This is a genomic window from Streptomyces kunmingensis (assembly GCF_039533535.1).
Lineage (GTDB): Bacteria > Actinomycetota > Actinomycetes > Streptomycetales > Streptomycetaceae > Streptomyces > Streptomyces kunmingensis.
In genome coordinates, this window is sequence record NZ_BAAATS010000007.1 from 156,188 (window position 1) to 171,674 (window position 15,487).

The 15,487-nt window shown below is 71.6% G+C and carries 10 protein-coding genes; 6 read left to right on the forward strand and 4 right to left on the reverse strand.

From position 1 onward, the window contains the following. Window positions 1-137: 137 nt before the first annotated feature. The 4 genes from ABD366_RS12850 (at window position 138) to ABD366_RS12865 (ending at window position 4,634) form a co-directional block, all read left to right on the forward strand. On the forward strand, window positions 138-1,754 hold the full coding sequence (locus tag ABD366_RS12850) for a phosphodiester glycosidase family protein (protein WP_324774198.1): 1,617 nt from the start codon (window positions 138-140) through the stop codon (window positions 1,752-1,754). An 85-nt stretch (window positions 1,755-1,839) separates the two neighbouring features. Then, window positions 1,840-2,832 (forward strand): alpha/beta hydrolase, encoded by a 993-nt coding sequence (locus ABD366_RS12855; protein ID WP_324774200.1) that lies wholly within the window; start codon window positions 1,840-1,842, stop codon window positions 2,830-2,832. A gap of 114 nt (window positions 2,833-2,946) precedes the next feature. Then, on the forward strand, window positions 2,947-3,561 hold the full coding sequence (locus tag ABD366_RS12860; protein WP_324774235.1) for an RNA polymerase sigma factor: 615 nt from the start codon (window positions 2,947-2,949) through the stop codon (window positions 3,559-3,561). Beyond that, window positions 3,558-4,634 carry a CU044_5270 family protein gene (locus ABD366_RS12865; RefSeq protein WP_324774202.1) on the forward strand — a complete coding sequence of 359 codons (1,077 nt, stop codon included), beginning with the start codon at window positions 3,558-3,560 and terminating at the stop codon, window positions 4,632-4,634. Before ABD366_RS12860 ends, ABD366_RS12865 begins: the two co-directional genes overlap by 4 nt. Before the next feature lie 56 nt (window positions 4,635-4,690). Here ABD366_RS12865 and ABD366_RS12870 read toward each other — a convergent pair whose 3' ends face one another. The 4 genes from ABD366_RS12870 to ABD366_RS12885 form a co-directional block, all read right to left on the reverse strand. Further along, on the reverse strand, window positions 4,691-6,025 hold the full coding sequence (locus tag ABD366_RS12870; protein WP_324774204.1) for a DEAD/DEAH box helicase: 1,335 nt from the start codon (window positions 6,023-6,025) through the stop codon (window positions 4,691-4,693). 105 nt (window positions 6,026-6,130) lie between these two features. Next, the gene (gene meaB, locus ABD366_RS12875) at window positions 6,131-7,111 is read right to left on the reverse strand and encodes a methylmalonyl Co-A mutase-associated GTPase MeaB (RefSeq protein WP_324774206.1); all 981 of its coding nucleotides are present in this window, start codon (window positions 7,109-7,111) and stop codon (window positions 6,131-6,133) included. Window positions 7,112-7,123: 12 nt separating this feature from the next. Further along, entirely contained in the window at window positions 7,124-9,319 is a 2,196-nt protein-coding gene (scpA, locus tag ABD366_RS12880) for a methylmalonyl-CoA mutase (protein WP_324774208.1), read from the reverse strand. Further along, window positions 9,316-11,130 (reverse strand): methylmalonyl-CoA mutase subunit beta, encoded by a 1,815-nt coding sequence (locus ABD366_RS12885; RefSeq protein ID WP_324774210.1) that lies wholly within the window; start codon window positions 11,128-11,130, stop codon window positions 9,316-9,318. The genes scpA and ABD366_RS12885 overlap by 4 nt, the downstream gene beginning before the upstream one ends. 437 nt (window positions 11,131-11,567) lie before the next feature. Here ABD366_RS12885 and ABD366_RS12890 point away from each other — a divergent pair, with 437 nt between their 5' ends. Further along, window positions 11,568-14,870: a CARDB domain-containing protein gene (locus ABD366_RS12890; RefSeq protein ID WP_411293850.1), complete on the forward strand. Its 3,303-nt coding sequence runs from the start codon at window positions 11,568-11,570 to the stop codon at window positions 14,868-14,870. A gap of 141 nt (window positions 14,871-15,011) precedes the next feature. Next, window positions 15,012-15,487 (forward strand): mycothiol transferase (locus ABD366_RS12895; protein ID WP_344441712.1); only part of this gene is annotated, 476 nt, incomplete at its 3' end.

A 15,487-nucleotide genomic window follows, 5' to 3' on the forward strand; every position in this document is an offset into this window, starting at 1 on the left:
GAGGCGGGCGGGCGAGCAGCCAGGAACGGCCAAATGAATTACGTGTACATGCCTTGACTGGTGGTCTCGACCACACGCACCGTTGCGGGGGCCTCATCCGCCCTGTCCGTCAACCGGTGGTGTCCCGTGGGGGGTTCGTGAACAGCAGATGGTCCGGTATGGGCGCGGCGGTATCCGTCCTCGCCGTGCTCGCGGCGGGAGCGGCGCCGGCGTCCTCGGCGCCACGGCCGGGCACGCATCGCGGTGCCCTGCCGCTCGGCGCCGCCGACCTGTCCGAGACCCGCACCACGCGCACGCTCCAGGCCGGCGTCACGCTCACCCGGATCGTGCGCGGCGCCGAGGCGCCCGCCCTCGCGTGGACGGTCGAGGTGTCCATCCCCGGCGGCGCCACGTCCCCGGACCCGGACGCGCCCCCGACGGCGCTGAAGGACCGGGCCAGCGCCGACGAACTCGCCGCCGGCCTGCGCGCGGACGGCTTCGACGCCCGCGCCGAGGACGTCGTCACCCCCGCGGTGGCGGACTTCGCCGGCGGATCGCTCGGCCGGCGGGTCCGGGTCGGCCGCTTCGACTCGCAGGCCGCCGCGAACGCCGAACGCGGCCGGCTGAGCGCCGCCGGACACACCGGGTCGGCCGTGTACACCGGCTGGGACGGGAACCCCACGGACCGCGGGCCGTTCCACGTCGACGTGCTCACCATCGACCCGCACCGGTTCCGCGGCACCCTGAAGGCGTCGTACGGACCGGACCTGGAGAACCGCGAGACGACCAGCGCCCTCGCGGCCGCGGCGGGCGCGACGGCCGGGGTCAACGCCGGTTTCTTCGTCCTCGACCCGAAGGCCGGCGCCCCCGGGGACCCGGCCGGCGTCGGGGTCTACGACGGCCGGCTGCTGAGCGAGACGGTCGACGGCCGCCCCGGCCTGGTCGTCCGGGACTCCGCGCGAAGCACCCGGATCGACCGGTTCACCTGGCAGGGCCGCGTCACCGGCGGAGGCCGGACCCTGGCCCTGGACGGGATCGACCGCGTTCCCGGCCTGATCCGGAACTGCGGCGGCACCGCCGACGACAGCCCCACTTCCCGGCCGCTGCACGACGCGACGTGCACCGACCCCGACGAACTCGTCGCCTTCACACCGGAGTTCGGCGACCGGACCCCGCAGGGCGACGGACTCGAGGCCGTGCTCGACCGCCACGGGCGCGTGCTCGATCTGCGCTCACCACGCGGCGGGACGCTGCCCGAGGGCGGCAGCTCCGTCCAGGCCACCGGCAAGGACGTGGCCCGTCTCGCGGCGGTCGCGAAGACCGGCCGACCGCTACGGGTACAGAGCGGGCTGAAGGACGCAAAGGGACACGCGGTGGCCACGCGCGGCACCAGCATCCTCAACGGCGGCCCCGAACTCGTCCGCGACGGACGGCTGCACGTGACCCCCGCCGCCGACGGAATGGTGCAGCCCGCGAACCCGAGCTTCTACTACGGCTGGGTGCACAAGCGCAATCCGCGCACTCTGGCCGGCGTGGACGCCGCCGGCCGGACCGTGCTCGTCACCGCCGACGGCCGCAGCACCGGCGCGCTCGGGCTGAGCATCCCGGAGAGCGCGGCCGTCGCGAAGGCACTCGGTCTGCGCGACGCGATCAACCTCGACGGCGGCGGCTCCACGACCATGGTCGCCGACGCGCAGGTGATCAACGATCCGTCGGACGCGACCGGAGAACGCCCGGTCGGCGACGCCCTGTTGATCGTCCCGGGCCGCCACTGACCGACGCCCGGCACCTGAGGACCCGCGCCTTTCAGCCGACCCACTGAGACGTACCGGCCTATCGACCGCACCGACGGGAGCCGCCATGACCGCCGCCTCGATCCGCCGAGCCAGATGTCTGCTGCTCGTCCTGGCCGCGCTGCTGTTCACCCTGGCCCCGCACGCGCCGGCCGTGGCGGCCGGCTCCCGGAGCGGTGCCGAGGTCGTCGACGTCACGCAGGTCGCCGACCGCCAGGTGGATCTGTCCGTACGCTCTTCGGCGCTCGGCGGCAGCACGGTCAAGGTCCGTCTGCTCACCCCCGACGGCTGGAACCCGAAGGACCGCCACCGCCACTGGCCGACCCTGTGGCTGCTGCACGGCTGCTGCGGCGACTACACGTCGTGGACGGACATGACCGACGTCGCCGGCATCGACAGCCTGCGCGACGTCCTCGTGGTCATGCCGGAGGCCGGCTGGAACGGCTGGTACAGCGACTGGTGGAACTACGGCAAGGGCTCCGCTCCCGCCTGGGAGACCTTCCACACCCAGGAGCTGCGCCGGGTCCTGGAACGCGACTGGGGAGCGGGCAGCCGCCGCGTGGTCGCGGGCCTGTCCATGGGCGGGCAGGGAGCGCTGATGTACGCCGCCCGCCACCCGGGCATGTTCAAGGCGGCAGCCGCGTACTCCGGGTCCGTGCACCCCCTCCTGAACGACGAATCCACCGACCGGATCATGGGCTTCTTCGGGGGCCAGGGCGACGATCCGCGCAAGGTCTGGGGCGACCCCGTCGCACAGCGCGACATCTGGGCCGCCCACGACCCCTACCACCTGGCCGGGCGCCTCACCTCGCTCCCCGTCTACCTCTCGTGCGGCGACGGAACCACCGGCCCGCTGGACGCACCGGGCGCCACCAGCGACCTCGAGGCGGACTTCAACCGCCAGAACCAGGCCCTGGCGAACGAACTGGACCGCCTCGGCGCCCGCCGGTTGACCACCCACTTCTACGGCCCGGGAACCCACGGCTGGGCCTACTGGCAACGCGAGCTGCACGCCTCGCTGCCGATGCTGCTGAAGGGGCTGCGGGCCGGACACCGGTGACCGCCCGAGTAGTACGTTGGGGCCGCAGAGCACGGGTGCGAGGTATGGCGCAGGTCACAGGAACTCCGCCGGGACGGCGGAGAGGTAGTGACTGTGAGGGACTCAGAAAACGATCTGCGCGAGCGCGTACGGGCCGGTGAACGCGGTGCGTTCGCCGAGCTGTACGAGCACTGCGCCGGCGCCGTCTACCAGCACGCCCTGTGGCTCACGGGCGACTGGTCGACGGCCGAAGACATCATGTCGGAGACATTCCTGACCGCGTGGCGGGCACGGGAACGAGTGGACACCGAGGGAGGCTCCCTCCGCCCCTGGCTGCTGGGCATCGCCACGCATAAGGCGGAGAACGCCCGGCGCGGGCTGCGCCGCCGCGTGGCGTTCCTGGCCCGCCAGCGTCGGACCCCCGTCGTCGCGGACTTCGCCCCCGAGGTCGCCGGACGCGTCGACGACGCGCGGCGCCTGGCCGCCGTGCAGGGCTCGCTGGACCGGCTGCGGCGCCACGAGAGGGAAGTACTGACGCTGTGCGTGTGGTCGGGCCTCGACTACCAGCAGACCGCCGAGGCTCTCGGCATCCCCGTCGGAACCGTGCGCTCACGCCTGTCGCGGGCCCGCGCGAAGCTCGCCCGGTTCGCCGACGAGGCGCAAAAAAAGACGGAACCCCGCGCCGGCCGCGGAGAGATGACTGGTGAAGCCGCACTCGCGGCCCTGCCCGTGAGGGAGGAAACGGCATGAACGACCGGCACGACAAGCGCGCGGACACGGACGCCGGGACGGCGGAACGTGACACCGACCTCGTGGAGATCGCTCGGCTGTTGCCGGCCCCGGCCCCCTGGGACCTCCCGCACGAGCAGCACCTTCATCACAAGGAACAACTGATGCAGCGCATTGACCACGACCAGGTCGCCTCCCAGCCCCGCCCCGCCCGCCGCCTGCTGCGCCCCGCCTTCCTGGTGCCGGTGTCGGCGCTCGCCCTCGGCGGCATCCTCACCGCGGGCATCGTCGTCACCACCGGGGACGACGCGCCCGCCACCACGGCGACCCGGCAGCACACCACCTCCGGCACCTCGTCCGCGGCGGTGCTCCTGGACCGGATCTCCCTCGCCGCGGGCAGGGGCGACGCCCTCGAGGTGCGGGACGACCAGTTCGTCTACACCCGGTCCAAGTCCATGGGCGCCGACCTGACCAGCGGAAAAGCGGTCGCCGATCCCCTCAGGGAGACCGAGTCGTGGGTCGCGCAGGAGCCGGGTCCGCTGCTCAAGATGGGCATCACCAAGACCGACGGCGAGAAGGCGAGCAACATCAACGCCCAGCTCGGCGACACCGAGGGCACGCCCGCCGGTCTCAGCCGCCCCACCTACAACTGGCTGGCGTCACTGCCCACCGACCCCGACAAGCTGCTCACGTACCTGTACGAGAAGACGCCGAAGTTCGAGGACTCGAAGCAGGAGCGTGACCAGGCGGTCTTCGAGCAGATCGGCTCCCTGGTCGGCGGTCTGATGCCGCCCGAGACGGCCGCCGCGCTCTACCAGGCAGCGGCCAGGATCCCCGGCGTCAGCAAGGCCCCCGACGCCCATGACGCCATCGGCCGCAAGGGCGTCGGGATCTCCCGCGACGACAAGACCTTCGGCACCCGCACGGAGTGGGTCTTCGACAAGAAGGACCTGAACTTCCTGGGCTCCCGCAGCTACCTGGTCAGGGACACGCAGTACGGCAAGGCCGGAACCCTCATGTCCAGCGACGCCGTACTCGCCACCGCGGTGGTCGACAAGGCGGGCCGGGCGCCCGCCACCGCACAGCAGAGCTGACACGCCGGGAGCCGCCCGAACCGCGCGAGCACCACGGGCGGCTCCCGAAGCGGCGGTCAGCGGCCGCGCCGCACCTGCGCCGCCCTGCGCGCCTCGGCGAGCTTGCGGGCCTCGTCGGACTTGCGGGACTTGCCGCCGCGGGCGGTGTCCTTGGTGGTGCCGAGACCACGGAAGGGCTTGTTGGTGTTCGCGGGCTTGTCGGCGGAGGGTGCGCTGTCGAGCGGCTTGCCCGAGGGAGCCTTGGCCCCGGTGATGCGGCTCAGCTCCGCCTCGCCCGAGCGGATCCTGGTGACCTTCGGCTCGATGCCGGCGTCGGACGTGACCTGGCTCAGCTCCCGGCGCTGCCCCGACAGAACCAGCGTGACGACCCGGCCGGACTCCCCGGCACGGGCGGTACGCCCCGCGCGGTGCAGATAGTCCTTGGCATCGGTGGGGGGATCGACGTTGACCACGAGATCCAGGTCGTCGATGTGCAGGCCGCGGGCCGCGACATTGGTCGCCACCAGCACGGTGATCTGCCCGCCCTTGAACTGCGCCAGGGTACGGGTGCGCTGCGGCTGCGACTTGCCGCTGTGCAGGGCCGCCGCGTGCACCCCGCTGGCGCGCAGATGCCGGGTGAGCTGGTCGACGCCGTGCTTGGTGTCCAGGAACAGCAGGACGCGGCCGTCACGGGCGGCGATCTCGGTGGTGACGGCGTAGCGGTCGGGGCCGTGGACGACCAGCACATGGTGGTCCATCGTCGTGACCGAACTCGTCGACGGGTCGGCGCTGTGCTCGACGGGCGAGTGGAGGTAGTCACCCACCAGTTGCTCGACGTCCCGGTCGAGGGTGGCGGAGAACAGCATCCGCTGACCGTCCGCGTGCACCTGGTCGAGCGCCTCGGTGACCTGCGGCAGGAACCCCATGTCGCACATCTGGTCCGCCTCGTCGAGCACGGTGATCCGTACGCGGCCCAGGCGGCAGGCCTTGCGCTCGATCAGGTCGTGCAGCCGGCCGGGAGTGGCGACGACGACCTCGGCCCCGTCGCGCAGCGCGGCGATCTGCCGGCCGATCGAGATCCCGCCGACGACCGTGGCCATCCGCAGCCGTAGCGCCTGCGCGTACGGCGTGAGCGCCTCGGTCACCTGCTGCGCCAGCTCCCGCGTAGGTACGAGGATCAGCGCGAGGGGCTGCTTCGACTCCGCGCGCCGGCCCGCCGTCCGTACGAGGACCGGCAGACCGAAGGCGAGGGTCTTGCCCGATCCGGTGCGCCCGCGCCCCAGGACGTCACGTCCGGCGAGGGCGTCGGGCAGCGTGGCGGCCTGGATAGGGAAGGGCTCGCTCACCCCGTGCTCGGAGAGGGTGCGCAGCACTTCCCCGGGCAGGCCCAGGTCGGCGAAGGAGACGTTCATGGGGAGCCTTCCGTAGGGGAACGTACCGAGGAAGGCCCGGTCGACCGCACAAACGGCTGAGAGTAACACAGAGCGACAACGCGACCCTGTGGCTCAGACAGGCTCTCAGCCGCGCCGGAACGCGTCCAGGATGCGTTCGGCGGCCAGCGTGGCGGTGAGTTCACCGTCGCGGACCTGCTGTTCGAGGCCGGGTGCGAGCGCGCGGACCGACGGGTCGGCGCGCAGGCTGCCGAGCAGTTCGTCGCGGACCATGGTCCACGCCCAGTCGACCTGCTGGTCCCGGCGGCGTCCGGCGAGCCGGCCCGAGGAGTCGAGCAGTGTCCGGTGCTGTTCGAGCCGCTCCCAGACCGCGTCGAGTCCGGTCGACTCGCGGGCGCTGCAACTGAGCACGGGCGGCGTCCAGAAGGCGTCCTTGCCGTGCATGAGGCGCAGCGCGCCCGCGAGTTCACGCGCGGCGGCCTTGGCGTCGCGTTCGTGCGGGCCGTCCGCCTTGTTGACGCTGACCACGTCGGCCAGCTCCAGGACGCCCTTCTTGATGCCCTGCAACTGGTCGCCGGTCCGCGCCAGGGTCAGCAGCAGGAAGGAGTCGACCATGTTGGCGACAGCGGTCTCGGACTGGCCGACGCCGACGGTCTCCACAAGGACGACGTCGTAGCCCGCGGCCTCCATCACGACGATCGACTCGCGCGTGGCCTTGGCGACGCCGCCGAGCGTCCCTGCGGTGGGGGAGGGGCGGACGAAGGCGGCCGGGTCGACGGCGAGGCGCTCCATGCGCGTCTTGTCGCCGAGGATCGACCCGCCGGTCCTGCTGGACGACGGGTCCACGGCGAGGACCGCCACCCGGTGCCCGAGCCCGGTGAGCATCGTGCCGAAGGCGTCGATGAACGTCGACTTGCCGACACCCGGCACACCGCTGACACCGATGCGCCGCGCCCGGCCGCTGTGCGGCAGCAGCTCGGTCAGCAACTCCTGTGCCAGCGCGCGGTGCTGGGGCCGGGTGGACTCGACGAGAGTGATCGCGCGGGCGACGACCGCCCGCTTCCCGTCGAGCACACCCTTGACATACGTGTCGAGGTCGATGGCCATCGGGTCACCGGCTCACAGGGCTGCGACCGGACTGTGACCGAGGTCGGCCGCGAGGCGTTCCACCAGGTCGTGCGCGGCGTCCGGGATCACCGTGCCGGGCGGGAACACCGCGGCGGCGCCCATCTCCCGGAGCGTGGCCACGTCCTGCGGCGGGATCACCCCGCCCACCACGATCATGATGTCCTCGCGCCCCTCCTCGGCGAGCGCCTCGTGCAGCGCCGGTACGAGGGTGAGGTGCCCGGCGGCCAGCGACGACACCCCGACGATGTGCACGTCCGCCTCGACGGCCTGGCGCGCCACCTCGCCCGGGGTCTGGAACAGCGGGCCGACGTCCACGTCGAAGCCCAGGTCGGCGAAGGCGGTCGCGATCACCTTCTGCCCGCGGTCGTGCCCGTCCTGGCCCATCTTGGCGACCAGGATGCGCGGCCGGCGCCCCTCGGCCTCGGCGAACACCTCGACTCGGGTCCGGGTGCGGTCCACGGTCGGCGACTCACCTGCTTCGTTGCGGTACACACCCGAGATCGTACGGATCTGGCCCGCGTGGCGCCCGTACACCTTCTCCAGAGCGTCGGAGATCTCCCCGACGGTCGCCTTCGCGCGGGCCGCGTCCACGGCGAGTTCGAGGAGGTTGCCCTCGCCGCCCGCGGCCCGGGTGAGGGCGGCGAGCGCGTCCTGGCAGACGGTCTCGTCCCGCTCCTCGCGCAGCCGCCGCAGCTTGGCGATCTGCTGGGCCCGCACGGAGGAGTTGTCGACCGCCCGGACGTCGATCTGCTCGTCGGAGTCGACCCGGTACTTGTTGACGCCGATGACCGGCTGCCGTCCGGAGTCGATCCGGGCCTGCGTGCGGGCCGCCGCCTCCTCGATCCGCAGCTTGGGGATGCCCGCGTCGATGGCCTTGGCCATGCCGCCCGCCTCCTCGACCTCCTGGATGTGCCGCCAGGCACGGCGGGCGAGGTCGTACGTCAGTTTCTCCACGTACGCGCTGCCGCCCCACGGGTCGATCACGCGGGTCGTCCCGGACTCCTGCTGGAGCAGGAGCTGGGTGTTGCGGGCGATGCGCGCGGAGAAGTCGGTGGGCAGCGCGAGCGCCTCGTCGAGGGCGTTGGTGTGCAGTGACTGGGTGTGGCCCTGGGTGGCCGCCATCGCCTCCACACACGTACGTGTGACGTTGTTGAACACGTCCTGCGCGGTCAGCGACCAGCCCGAGGTCTGTGAATGGGTGCGCAGGGAGAGGGACTTGGCGTTCTTCGGATCGAACTGCCCGACCAGCTTCGCCCACAGCAGCCGGGCCGCGCGCAGCTTGGCGATCTCCATGAAGAAGTTCATGCCGATCGCCCAGAAGAACGAGAGCCGGGGCGCGAACGCGTCCACGTCCAGGCCCGCCTCCCGGCCCGCCCGGATGTACTCGACCCCGTCGGCCAGCGTGTAGGCCAGCTCCAGGTCGGCCGTCGCGCCCGCCTCCTGGATGTGATAACCGGAGATGGAGATCGAGTTGTAGCGCGGCATCCGCTGCGAGGTGTACGCGAAGATGTCGGAGATGATCCGCATCGACGGCTTCGGCGGATAGATGTAGGTGTTGCGGACCATGAACTCTTTGAGGATGTCGTTCTGGATGGTCCCGGCCAGCTTCTCCGGCGGTACGCCCTGCTCCTCCGCGGCCACGATGTACAGCGCGAGGACCGGCAGCACCGCGCCGTTCATCGTCATCGACACGGACATCTTGTCCAGCGGGATGCCGTCGAAGAGCTGGCGCATGTCGTAGATCGAGTCGATGGCGACGCCCGCCATGCCGACGTCACCCGTGACGCGCGGATGGTCGCTGTCGTAGCCCCGGTGCGTGGGCAGGTCGAAGGCGACCGACAGGCCCTTCTGGCCCGCCGCGAGGTTGCGCCGGTAGAAGGCGTTCGACTCCTCGGCCGTCGAGAAACCCGCGTACTGACGGATCGTCCAGGGCTGGTTGACGTACATCGTCGGGTACGGGCCGCGCAGATACGGAGCCGAGCCGGGGAAGGTCTCCAGGAAGTCGAGGCCCTCCAGGTCCTGCCCGGTGTACAGGGGCTTGACCGCGATGCCCTCGGGCGTCTCCCACAGCAGGTCGTCGCCGTCGGCGGCCCGCTTCACCGCACCGCGCCACTCGTCGGCGCCCGTGTCCGGCGCCGGTGTCCCCAGCTCGACGGCGGAGAAGTCGGGGATGCGGGGGGCGGTCATCGGGACACTCCCATGCGGTCGAGCGTGGCGGAGAGCACGGCCACGGCGTCACAGCCGGCGAATACGTAGGTGTCGACTTCGGCGTAGGCGGCCGGGCGGCCCGCGAGGAACACGTGCCGGGCGCCCGCGTCGCGCAGCTCCCGCGCGGTGGCCTCGGCCCGCTCCTCGTACACCGTGTCGCTGGAGCACAGGCACACGTCCTGCGCCCCGCTCTCCTCGAACGTGCCGTCGGTGACGGGTTCGACGCCGCCCGCCTGGAACAGGTTGGCCGCGAAGGTGAGCCGGGCGGTGTGCGCGGCGGCGGGTCCGAGCGCGGCCAGATACACACGCGGCCGGGCGCCGGTCGCCGCGAGGTGCGCGTCCGAGCGGGCCCGCAGCACCTCGAAGGCGTCGTCCCGGCGCACCCGGGGCAGCCCGCCGGACGGCGGCTCAGGCGCCGGCTCGCGGACGACGGGCTTCTCGGCCAGGTGCGGGAACTCGCTGATGCCGGTGACCGGTTCGCGCCGCGTGGCGAGCTTCCTGCTCCGCGCGGACCAGGTGTCGGCCAGCCGGTCGCGGACCAGGCCGGAACGCAGGGCGGCGGCCTGCCCGCCCGCCCGCTCGATCTCCTGGAAGAACTCCCAGCCCGCCTGCGCGAGTTCGTCGGTCAGCCGCTCCACGTACCAGGAGCCCCCCGCCGGGTCGATCACCCGGGCCAGGTGCGACTCCTCGATCAGGATGGTGGAGGTGTTGCGGGCGATGCGCCGGGCGAACGCGTCCGGCAGCCCGAGCGCGTGGTCGAAGGGCAGCACCGTCACGGAGTCCGCGCCGCCGACGCCCGCGGCCAGGGTCGCGATCGTGGTCCGCAGCATGTTCACCCACGGGTCGCGCCGCGTCATCATCACCGACGAGGTCACCGCGTGCTGGAGCTGGGCGCCCGACCCAGGGGCCCCGCAGGCCTCGGCCACCCGGGCCCACAGTCGGCGCGCGGCACGGAACTTGGCGACGGTGAGGAACTGGTCGGCGCTCGCGGCGTAACGGAACTCGAGCTGCGCCAGGGCCTGTTCGACGGTGAGTCCCGCGCCGGTCAGCTCGCGCAGGTACGCCACTCCGGTCGCCAGCGAGCACCCAAGTTCCTGCGCGGCCGAACCGCCGGCCTCGTGGTAGGGCAGCGCGTCCACGGTCAGCGTGCGCAGCCCCGGGTACCGCTCCGCGCACAGCCGCGCCAGTTCGGCCAGGGGCGCGCTGTCGTACGTGTCCCCGGTGCGTGCCTCATGGCCGAGCGGGTCCGCGCCCAGGTTGCCCCGGGCCGCGTCGGGGGCGACGCCCTTCTCCTCGTAGAGCCGCAGCAGTGCGCGCGCGGCGGTGTCGGTCTCGGCGCCCGCGTCGAGCACGATGGCGGCCAGGTCGAGGTAGACGCCGTCGAGGGCGGAGGGGAGCGCGGAGACGGGGAGTCCGGTCCCGTCGCCGACGGCCAGCCACAGGGAGGTGACGCCGTTCTCCAGGTCGGTCAGGACCTGGCCGGAGGCGGCGGCCGTGTGCCGCTGGCGTACGTCCCAGCCGCCGACCGTGTTCCCCGCGGCGCGGCCGCCGCGCACGAAGGGGGCGAAGCCGGGCAGACCGGCGGGAGGCGCGTCATCGCGGGCTGTGTACAGGGGGCGGGCGCGCAACCCGTCCTCCAGCGCGGTGGACAGGGCGTCTTCCGCCTCGTCGGCCGAGACTTCCTTGCCCGACTTGCGCAGGACACCCGCGACCAGGTGCTGCCATTGCTCATGCGTCGCCACAGGGAACTCGGCTGCCAGGGAAAGCCCGTCGTCAGGCAGGACCGTCATGCCCGGATGCTAGGGCAGATTCACGGGCTAGCAGCAGGTGACGCGGATGTGACCTTGTTTACCTTGCCTGGCGGGCGCCGACCCTCTATCGGGAGCCTCTGCCGGAGCTTGCGCGCAATATGTGAATCGCGCACAGCAAAATATTGACCACTGGTCCACGTCGGTGGGGTGGGACAACAGGGCTACGGAGCCGCGACAGCTCGCGGGCTTTCGTGTCGCACCCGTTGACAAGGCGGACTGCTGAGGCGAATCTGTCTCCGAAGTTGCGCAAAAAATTAACAGATCAACTCAATACTTGGATGACGGGCCGGTGGGTCGCGCCGCGCCGGACCTCCGAGGAGATCCCCTCAAGGAGCGTCATGACTGGAATGACAGGGGCACGTCATAGATGGCGTTGGCTCGCCGGTGTGGTGACGGCAGGGCTGCTGACCGCCGGGATGGTGCCGGCGGCGGCTCAGTCCGCGGCAGCACAGAACGTGGCACTCGGCAGGCCCGCCACCGCCGGCGGCACGCACGACGGCTACCCCGCGGGCAACGTCACCGACGGCAACCAGGCCACGTACTGGGAAGGCCCGGCCGGTTCGTTCCCGCAGTGGGTGCAGATCGACCTGGGACGTACGGTCGACATCGACGAGGTGGTGCTGAAACTCCCCGCCTCCTGGGAGGCCCGTACCGAGACCGTCGCCGTTCAAGGCAGCGCCGACGGACGGGACTTCACGACCCTGTCGGCAGCGGCGAAGCGGGCCTTCGCGCCGGGCTCCGGCAACAGCGTGGCCGTCGGCGTCACGGCCGAGACCCGCTATGTGCGCGTGCAGATCAGCGAGAACACCGGCTGGAACGCGGCCCAGCTGTCCGAGGTGGAAGTCGTGGGAGAGGCCGAGGACGGGGGCCCGGAGGACCCGCCGCCCGCCGGGACCAATCTCGCCCTGCGCAAGCCGATCGAGGCGACGTCGACGACGCAGAACTACGTCGCGCCCAACGCCGACGACGGCAGCACGGACACCTATTGGGAGGCGAACGGCCAGTCGTCCGCGCTGACCGTGAAGCTCGGCTCCGACGCGGATCTGACCGGCGTCGTCCTCAAGCTCAACCCCAGTGCCGCGTGGAGCACCCGTACGCAGACCCTCCAGGTGCTCGGCCGCAAGGCGGACGCCACCGCCTTCACCTCGCTGAAGGACCGCGCCGAGTACACCTTCAACCCGGCGTCGAACCAGAACACCGTCACGATCCCGGTCACCGGCCGCTACGCGGACGTCCGGCTGCAGTTCTCCGGCAACAGCGGCGCGGGCGGCGGACAGGTCGCCGAGTTCGAGGTCGTCGGAGCGGCGGCGCCCGCACCCGACCTCACCGTGACCGGTCTGACGTGGTCGCCCGCGTCACCGTCCGAGGCCGACCCGGTCACCGTCGAGGCGACGGTCCGCAACAGCGGAACCGCCGCGGCCCCCGCCAGCACCGTGGACGTCAGCGTCGAGGGCGCGGTCGCCGGCAGCGCTTCCGTCGGCGCCCTGGCCGCCGGCGCGTCGGTGAAGGTACCCGTCAAGGTCGGCGCCCGCCCGATGGGCAGCTACAGCGTCTCCGCGGTCGTCGACCCGACGGACGCCGTGGCCGAGCTGGACAACTCCAACAACAGCCGCAACGCCGACACGAAGCTGGTCGTCACGCAGGCGCCCGGACCGGATCTGGCGGTCACCGGCATCTCCACCACGCCCGCCAACCCGGCCGTCGGCGCGAAGGTCACCTTCGCCGTCACCGTGCACAACCGCGGCACGAGCGCGGCGCCCGCGGGCACCGTCACCCGGCTCACCGTCGGCAGCACCACCCTGACCGGCACCACCGACGGCATCGCCGCCGGTGCCTCGGCGACCGTGCCGATCAGCGGCAGCTGGACCGCCGCCAACGGGGGAGCGGCGCTCACCGCCACCGCCGACGCCACGAACAAGGTCGCCGAGACCAACGAGGACAACAACACCTTCGCCCGGACCCTGGTCGTCGGACGCGGCGCGGCCGTGCCCTACACCGAGTACGAGGCGGAGGACGGCCGGACCAACGGCACCCTGCTCACCGCGGACGCCAAGCGCACCTTCGGGCACACGAACTTCGCCACCGAGTCCTCCGGCCGCAAGTCCGTGCGCCTCAACTCCACCGGGCAGTACGTCGAGGTCACCTCCACCACACCCTCGAACTCGATCGTCGTCCGCAACTCCATCCCCGACGCCGCCGCGGGCGGCGGACAGGAAGCGACGCTCAGCCTCTACGCCGACGGCACGTTCGTCCGCAAGCTCAACCTGTCGTCCAAGCACAGCTGGCTCTACGGCACCACCGACGACCCGGAGGGCCTGACCAACCGGCCCGGCGGCGACGCCCGCCGCCTGTTCGACGAGTCCCACGCCCTGCTCACCGAGACCTACCCCGAGGGCACCAAGTTCCGGCTCCAGCGGGACAGCGGGGACAACGCCTCCTTCTACATCGTCGACCTGATCGACCTGGAGCAGGTCGCGGCGCCCGCGGCCAAGCCCGCCGACTGCGTCTCCATCACCGAGTACGGGGCGGTGCCCAACGACGGCATCGACGACGCGGACGCCATCCAGCGCGCCGTGACGGCCGACCAGACCGGCAAGATCCCGTGCGTCTGGGTCCCGGCCGGGCAGTGGCGCCAGGAGAAGAAGATCCTCACCGACGACCCGCAGAACCGCGGCCAGTACAACCAGGTCGGGATCCGCGACGTCACCCTCAGGGGCGCCGGCATGTGGCACTCCCAGCTGTACTCCCTCATCGCGCCCCAGGACGCGGGCGGCATCAACCACCCGCACGAGGGCAACTTCGGCTTCGACATCGACGACAACACCAAGATCTCCGACATCGCGATCTTCGGCTCGGGCACGATCCGGGGCGGCGACGGCAACGCGGAGGGCGGCGTCGCGCTCAACGGCCGCTTCGGCAAGAACACCAAGATCACCAATGTCTGGATCGAGCACGCCAACGTCGGCGCCTGGGTCGGCCGCGACTACTCCAACATCCCCGAACTGTGGGGCCCCGGCGACGGCCTCGAGTTCAACGGCGTACGCGTGCGCAACACCTACGCCGACGGCGTCAACTTCGCCAACGGCACCCGTAACTCGACCGTCTTCAACTCCTCGTTCCGCAACACGGGCGACGACGCCCTGGCCGTATGGGCCAGCAAGTACGTGAAGGACACGTCGGTCGACGTCGGCCACGACAACCACTTCCGCAACAACACCGTCCAACTGCCCTGGCGCGCCAACGGCATCGCGGTCTACGGCGGCTACGGCAACACCATCGAGAACAACCTGGTCTCGGACACCATGAACTACCCCGGGATCATGCTCGCCACCGACCACGACCCGCTCCCGTTCTCGGGGACGACCCTGATCGCGGGCAACGGCCTGTACCGCACCGGTGGAGCCTTCTGGAACGAGGACCAGGAGTTCGGCGCGATCACCCTGTTCGCCCAGGGGCAGCCCATCCCGGGCGTCACGATCCGCGACACCGACATCCGCGACTCCACCTACGACGGCATCCAGTTCAAGACGGGCGGGGGTGAGATGCCGAACGTTCAGGTCAGCAACGTGACCATCGACAAGTCGAACAACGGCTCCGGCATCCTCGCCATGTCCGGTGCCCGCGGCAGCGCCACGCTCAGCGGCGTCACCATCACGAACTCGGCGCAGGGCGACATCCTGACCGAGCCCGGCTCGCAGTTCGTCATCAAGCAGGGCTGACCCTCAGCCCTTGTGAAACCTTCGTCGCCGGCGTGTCCGACGCCCCGCTGTCCACGCCGGCGACGAAGCCAGCCGCATCTGAGAGGCCTGCCGCAGGTAAAGGTGTGGCGTGTCGGGCTGCCACGCCCGACCATGGCCCGCATGACTGAACAACCCGCACGATGGACCCGCGCGAGCACCTACCCCGACATGTGGGTCGACCCGGACGAGGACCCCCGCGACAGCGACGGACCCGAACCGGAGGGCGAACTCGCGACGCTCCAGGACTACCTCGCGGGCTACCGCGCGACCCTGCGGATGAAGTGCGACGGCCTGGACCCGGAGCAGCTCGCCCGCCGCTCGGTCCCGCCGTCCACGATGTCGCTGCTCGGCCTCATCCGGCACCTCGCCGAGGTGGAGCGCGACTGGCGCAACTGGATCACCGACGGCGACCCGCTCCCGAAGCTGTACGGCAAGCGGGACGCGGACTTCGACGAGGTCGTCGCCGAGCAGAGCGCGGTCGACGCCGCGTACGCCGATCTGGAGAGGGAGCAGGCCGCGACCGACGCCGCGCTGGCCGCCCACCCGGACCTGGGCACACGCCTCGGCAAGGACGGCCTCGCGGTCCGGAGCCTCAT